Annotated in this window: 5 protein-coding genes, 1 pseudogene and 1 riboswitch; of the genes and pseudogenes, 3 read left to right on the forward strand and 3 right to left on the reverse strand. The window is 69.5% G+C overall.

Translation table 11 applies throughout. The annotated features are described in order from the left end of the window. The first annotated feature begins 133 nt into the window (after positions 1-133). Positions 134-408: riboswitch (cobalamin riboswitch) on the forward strand. Between the two features lie 117 nt (positions 409-525). From QZY48_RS11130 to cobD, 3 genes and pseudogenes are all read left to right on the forward strand, one after another. After that, positions 526-1,818: a cobyrinate a,c-diamide synthase gene (locus QZY48_RS11130; RefSeq protein ID WP_295430927.1), complete on the forward strand. Its 1,293-nt coding sequence runs from the start codon at positions 526-528 to the stop codon at positions 1,816-1,818. Positions 1,819-1,862: 44 nt separating this feature from the next. Further along, positions 1,863-2,000 (forward strand): annotated as a pseudogene (locus tag QZY48_RS11135) (5,6-dimethylbenzimidazole synthase); the annotation flags it as partial. A 195-nt stretch (positions 2,001-2,195) separates the two neighbouring features. Continuing rightward, positions 2,196-3,206: a threonine-phosphate decarboxylase CobD gene (gene cobD, locus QZY48_RS11140; protein WP_295430928.1), complete on the forward strand. Its 1,011-nt coding sequence runs from the start codon at positions 2,196-2,198 to the stop codon at positions 3,204-3,206. Positions 3,207-3,308: 102 nt separating this feature from the next. Here the strand turns inward: cobD and prfH are convergent, their stop codons facing one another. From prfH to QZY48_RS11155, 3 genes are read right to left on the reverse strand one after another with little or no spacing between them, the layout of a single operon-like run. After that, positions 3,309-3,977 carry a peptide chain release factor H gene (gene prfH / locus QZY48_RS11145; RefSeq protein ID WP_295430929.1) on the reverse strand — a complete coding sequence of 223 codons (669 nt, stop codon included), beginning with the start codon at positions 3,975-3,977 and terminating at the stop codon, positions 3,309-3,311. After that, a complete protein-coding gene (locus tag QZY48_RS11150; RefSeq protein WP_295430930.1) occupies positions 3,974-5,128 on the reverse strand; it encodes an RNA ligase RtcB family protein in 1,155 nt (384 codons plus the stop codon). Before QZY48_RS11150 ends, prfH begins: the two co-directional genes overlap by 4 nt. Positions 5,129-5,132: 4 nt before the next feature. After that, positions 5,133-6,125: a hypothetical protein gene (locus QZY48_RS11155; RefSeq protein WP_295430931.1), complete on the reverse strand. Its 993-nt coding sequence runs from the start codon at positions 6,123-6,125 to the stop codon at positions 5,133-5,135. Between the last annotated feature and the right edge of the window lie 167 nt (positions 6,126-6,292).

A 6,292-nucleotide genomic window follows, 5' to 3' on the forward strand; every position in this document is an offset into this window, starting at 1 on the left:
GAACAATCCGATCACGACAACGACAACGACAACGACAACGACCAGGACAGCGTACCCGGGATCTCGGCCATCACATCAGTCTGATTGCACCCGGGGGCGCCGCACGCCTTGCCCGACGCCACTACGTCGGCGTAGACTCCACGGCGCTTCAGGTGTCCCGCGGGCCTTCGCGCCCAAGGGATGAAACGGGAAGCCGGTGCCCACCCCGCTCGCACGGTGTGCCATCCCGGCGCTGCCCCCGCAACGGTAGACGAGTTTCGGCCGATCCTAATTCACTGCCGTGTAGGCAGCTTAGAAGTTAGAAGACGCGGGAAGGCGATCCGCCCGGTGCCTGTGCCTGTGCCCCGTGTGGGCGCGGGCGTCGGCCGCTCGTGAGTCCGGAGACCGGCCTGAAGCGATCACCCGCGGGTGATCGATCCGGCATTGCGGTGGGCAATTGCGCGGTGCCCGCGGGGCCTGATCACCCCGTGTCCGCGCCCGTCCCTGCCCCCCGCCTGCCGCCGTCTTCCATCCGGTGGGTTCTTCATGTCCGTTTCATGCCCGGCACTCTTCATCGCCGCCCCCGCCTCCGGTCAGGGCAAGACCACGGTCACGGCCGGGCTCGCCCGGCTCCAGCGCCGACTCGGGCGCCGGGTGCGGGTCTTCAAGACCGGACCGGACTTCCTGGACCCCATGATCCTCGCGCGCGCCGCCGGGGCCCCGGTCTATAACCTGGATCTGTGGATGGGCGGCGAGGACCATTGTCGGGACCTGCTGCACCGGGCCGCGCGGGAGGTCGACCTGATCCTGGTCGAAGGTGTCATGGGCCTCTATGACGGCGAGCCCAGCGGGGCGGATCTCGCCGCCCGCTTCGACCTGCCGCTCCTGTGTGTCATCGATGCCGCCGCCATGGCCCAGACCTTCGCCGCCCTGGCCTTCGGGCTGACCCGCTTTCGCCCGGGGCTCAGCACCGCCGGGGTCCTGGCCAACCGGGTCGGCGGCGCGGGTCACGCGGCGACACTGACCGCGAAGCTGCCGGCGGACCTCCCCTTCCTGGGCACCCTGCCACGGGACCCGGGGCTGGAGTTGCCCCACCGTCACCTGGGACTCTGGCAGGCGCAAGAGGTGGCGGACCTGGATGCGCGGCTGGAACGGATCGCCGACGCACTGGTCCGGACCGCGCTCGCTGACCTGCCCGCCCCCGTCGCCTTTCGCCCGGCGGCGGACCCGCCGCCGCCCGCCCGCACACTCGCGGGCCGACGCATCGCCGTGGCCCGGGACCTGGCCTTTTCCTTTCTGTATCAGGCCAATCTGGATACGCTGGAGGCCGCGGGGGCGCACCTTTGCTTCTTCTCGCCCCTGGCGGACGCGGCGCTGCCCCCCTGCGATGCGCTCTATCTCCCGGGCGGCTACCCGGAGATCTATCTGGATCGGCTCGCCGCCAACGGGGCCATGAAGGCCGCCATTCGGGCCCACCAGGCGGCGGGGCGCCCGTTGCTGGCCGAGTGCGGCGGGCTCCTGTATCTGCTGGACACCCTGGCCGCCGTGGACGGCGACCCGGCCCCCATGGTCGGCCTCCTGCCGGGCCAGGCGCGGATGCAGCCGCGGCTGGCCAACCTGGGGCTCCAGGGGGTCAGCCTGCCGGAGGGTGAACTGCGCGGTCATACCTTCCACCACTCGCACGCGCAGATCGCACTGGACCCCATCGCCCGCTCCCGGGCGCTGCGCGAACACGGCGCCCCGGAGTCGGTCTATCGGGTCGGCCGGCTCACCGCGTCTTATCTGCATCTCTATTTCCCCTCCAACCCGAGCGCCGCCGCGCGGCTGTTTCTACCATGAGCCACCGATATCCCGACCCCGAGGTCGCCGCGGTCTACCGCACCATCGCCGTGCTCTGCCTGGGGCATGTGGAGGCCTTTTATCCGGAACCGATGTTGGAGACCCTGGGCTGGGACCGGCGCCGGCCCATGGCGGACCTGGTGTACCAGGACACCTGGGGCCGGGCGGTGCCGGCGCCATGAGCGATCAGCCTGGGCCTGGCCGTGTCTTGACCCATCGGCCAAGAGAGGAATTTCTCTCACGGAGACACGGAGACACAAAGTAGGAAATGCTTGATGTACAACCATCGACGACCACGACGAGGCTCTATCCTGTGGACTTGTCGCCAGCCCTGTATTCTCCGGGTCTGCGTGTCTGCGTGAGAGGATTCCGGAGCTATGGGTAACGACATGGGTCCGGGTACCTTGCTGCCTCACGGCGGACGACTGCGGGCCGCCGCCGCGCACTACCGGATACCGCTCACCGACTGGCTGGACCTCTCCACCGGGATCAACCCCCAGGGCTGGCCGGTCCCGCCGGTACCGGACCTCTGGCAACGCCTGCCGGAGGAGGACGACGGCCTGGAGCAGGCGGCGGCACACTATTACGGCAACGGCGCACTGTTGCCGGTGGCCGGCTCCCAGGCCGCGATCCAGGCCCTGCCGCGGCTGCGCCCGCCCGGACGGGTCGGCGTCATCGCCCCCGGTTACGGCGAACACGCCCACGCCTGGCGGCGGACCGGACACGCGGTGCAACTGCTGCCGGTGGCGATGATCGAGGCCGCCCTCCCCGACCTGGGCGTGCTGGTGCTGATCCATCCGAACAACCCGACCGGGGCGCGCTTTGCGCGCGCGGACCTGCTGCGCTGGCGCCGGGTGCTCGCCCAGCGCGGCGGCTGGCTGGTGATCGACGAGGCCTTCATGGACGCGACCCCGGGCGAGAGCCTGGCGACCCTGGGACCGCTGCCCGGCCTGGTCCTGCTGCGCTCACTCGGCAAGTTCTTCGGGCTGGCCGGGGCCCGGGTCGGCTTCGTGCTGGCCGACCCGGCGCTGACCCAACCGCTCGCCGCCCAGCTCGGCCCCTGGACCATCGCCGCCCCGGCCCGCTGGGTCGCCACCAAGGCCCTCGAGGATCAAACCTGGCAGGCGGCGGCCCGCGCACACCTCGCCGCCGCCGGCCCCCGGCTTGCGGCGCTCCTCACCCGCCACGGCCTCCCGCCGCAGGGCGGCTGCGCCCTGTTTCAATGGGTCCCCACCGAGCGGGCACCACTGCTCCATGAACACCTGGCCCGCGTCGGCATCCTGACCCGCCTCTTTGAGGCGCCGCCCGCCGTGCGCTTCGGGCTTCCCGGGAGCGAGGATGAATGGACACGGCTCGCTGACGCTTTAGGAAGTACGTTAGTACGTTAGTACGGGAGTACGGGAGTACGGGAGTACGTGAACACCACGGTGCGGTCGGTCTGGTTGATCGTCACTGCCAACACGCGGTTCACGCCGATCAGTAACCGATGATCAGACACAGGACTGTCCGCACCTGCCCGTGACAACAGGCACCCACTCTTGCCCACGATAGACCCGAACCGGATTGCCGCGGATCAGCCGGGTGTGCTGTTGCCAGCGCGCGGTGCCGCCCTCGCGCGCCTTGGTTTCGGCGCGTTCAGCGAAGAGACTCGCCAGCCGGGCAAGCGCGAGCCGGCGGTTCAGGAGTTGCGAGCGCTCTTCCTGGGCGATGGCGTGGAGCCCGGTCGGCAGATGGGTGACCCGGACGGCGCTCTCCGTGCGGTTGACGTGCTGTCCGCCGGGACCGCTCGCGCGCAGTGTCTCGACCCGCACCGCCGTACTATCCCAGTGGTCAGCGGCGGGCTCCGCGAAGGCGGCCACGCTGACGAACCAGTTCTTGCGGGGGTGATGCGTCCGGTAGGGGCTGGCGCCAATCCACTGGATGGTCCCCAACCAACTGCGGACCTGCGCCGCCGCCCCCGTGCCGCTGGCCCGTAGCAGGATCGAACGGGCATCGCCGCCATGCTCGCCGGGCGTGCGCGCGATTTCCGCCACGGTGAGCCCATGCGCGCTGAGATCCCGGATCAGCAGCGGGACCAGGCGCCCCACCACCCATTCACACTCGGGCGGGCCGCGCCCGGCAGAGAGTTGCAGCCACAGGGTCGGCGCGTCCCCGCTCACGGCCGGCCGCGTCGCGGTTTGCGCGCCCCCGGTTGACGATGGGCCGGACGCCTGACTTTGTAGGTGAGCACCGGCCGCAGGGTGGCAATCACGTCGATCAGCCCGGCCTCGCTCAGGTCGGCCACCACGCGCTCGATGCCCTTGTAGTTCTCCGGGGCCTCGTCATAGAGGAGATCCTTGTCTTCGCAGATCACCCGGCCGCCGAGCGCGGTGGTGACGAGTGCCTCGGCACCCTGTCGGCCGCCCAGACGGCCGCGTGCCTCGCCGCGCTTCCACTTGCGCCCGGCGCCATGGGCGAGCGAGAAGAGGCTCCGTTCGCTGGGGGCGTGTGGCTGCACCAGATAGGACAGGGTGCCCCGCGAGCCGGGGATGATGATCGGTCCACGGTCGGCCGGCGCCGCCCCCTTGCGATGCAGCCAGAGCCGCTCGCCGTGCCAATCGAGCGGCTGGACCAGATTGTGCCAACTGTCGAGTCGACGTTGCGCCTCGGCGTTCAGCGCCGTCAGGACCCGGTGGGCGATGAGCCCGCGATTGGCCTGCGCCCACCGCAGCGCGTGATCATGCTGCCGCAGATACTCAACGGCCGCGGGGCTCGCCGGAGCGAGCCCGTGGTGGCCCTGCTGGTCCACGACCGTGCGCAGGATGGATTCCCCGAGCCCGCGCGAACCGCTGTGGACCAGGAGCAGCGCTTGGTCAGGGTCGATGCCCAGCGTCGCCAAGGCCGCCGGGTCCATCACCGCTTCGACCCATTGCACCTCTGCGAAGTGATTACCGCCCCCGATGGTCCCGAGCGCGGCGTCGCCGGCGGTCGGCTCCAGCCCATAGTCGGTGCGCCAGTCGGATAGCTCGCCGTTCCACGGGTCTTCGAGCCCCTGCAGGCGCTCGGCCGCGCGCTCGGGTTTGAACTTGCGCCGCGGCAGGTCTGTCTGCCACAGCCCCATCCCGCAACCGATGTCGTTGCCCACCAAGGCCGGATAGATCTGCTCGCACAGAAAGGCCGCGCCGATCGGATAGCCCTTGCCTGGATGCAAATCGGGTAGCCCCACGGCCTGACGCATACCCGGCAGCGCGGCGGTCTGCTCCAGTTGGCGCAGGGCCTCGCCTTCGATCCAGGACTGATCGGAGGCGATGAGTTGGTAGGGCAGCGGCATCAAGTCAACTCCTCGAAGAATGGATGGCACTGGTCTGGCCAGGGCCTACCCAGGTCAGCCCCAACACCCGCTGGCCGGTCGGCCACTCGGGATGCCCGTAGATCACCGCCAAGCGGGTGCTCTCATCCGAAATGTGTTCGGCAAGCTGATCGCATAACCAATTGAAGTCAGACATCGAGCTGTCGTACCCGCCGTGCAGCCACGCCAGTACCCCGCCGGCAGGCCCCGCATCCAGTTGAGTCCAGAGCCGGCGGAAGGCACCCGTGCGGCAGGACTCGCGACTCCAGAGTGTCGCACCGGTGCGCAGCCTCACACCCGTCTTCAGCACCGCGTGGATATCGGCGACATCATAGCCAATCAAGGTACGCGACAGCATCAGCAGGCCATCGACATGGGTGGCAATCGCCGCGGCGCGCAGTAACCCCCGCTGGGGGCCGATATCGAACACGCCATCCAGGGCTGAGTGCAGGGGGGCGCGCCAAGGTGCGTCGGGGTCGCGGGCCTTGTCGCCGACGATGAACGCGATGCGCAGGGCCGCCTCCTTCAGTCCGGCCAGGCGGTCCGCCCAACCGGGTGTTTGGGCGCGCGTCGCGGGGTCGTTGGCATCGACCACCAGCGCGATAAAATCGAAGGGACGCAGGCGCGTCTCGATCCAGCGATCGAGCCCCGCCGGATCATCCCGGCCGGTGCGGAAACAGTCGATATCCCAGCCGGTCATGTGACTGGCGGCGTCCCAGGACGCCCTGGCCCGGACGCGCAAGGCATCGATCACCGCATCCGCTTCCGGACCCAGCGCGATGCACGCCGGTACTGGCGGCCTCCTATCATCGAAGGGTCCCAGATTCGCGAGCCAAGACTCGGTCTTGGTCGGCGCTGCGGATGCCGGCGGCGGCGCCGGGGCCAGTTTGCCCGGTTCGCCGATGATGTCGGCCAGTCCGCCGGTGACCTTCAGCGTGGCGCCCATCGCGAAGGCTTGCAGAATCTGACGTCGGTGCATGTGCGGATACTCAGGGTGCTGTTGTCAAAGAGGTCTGGTGGTGCGGGTGGGTTGGCGGGTCAATGATTCAACAGGCAATAATCGCCGCTCGGTCGATCATGGGTATAGACTCGAACCAACCGGCCAGGTCCCGTCCCACTCTCCTAGCAGGGTCAGGCTCAGGACCC

The organism is uncultured Thiodictyon sp. (assembly GCF_903828115.1).
Classification (GTDB): domain Bacteria; phylum Pseudomonadota; class Gammaproteobacteria; order Chromatiales; family Chromatiaceae; genus Thiodictyon.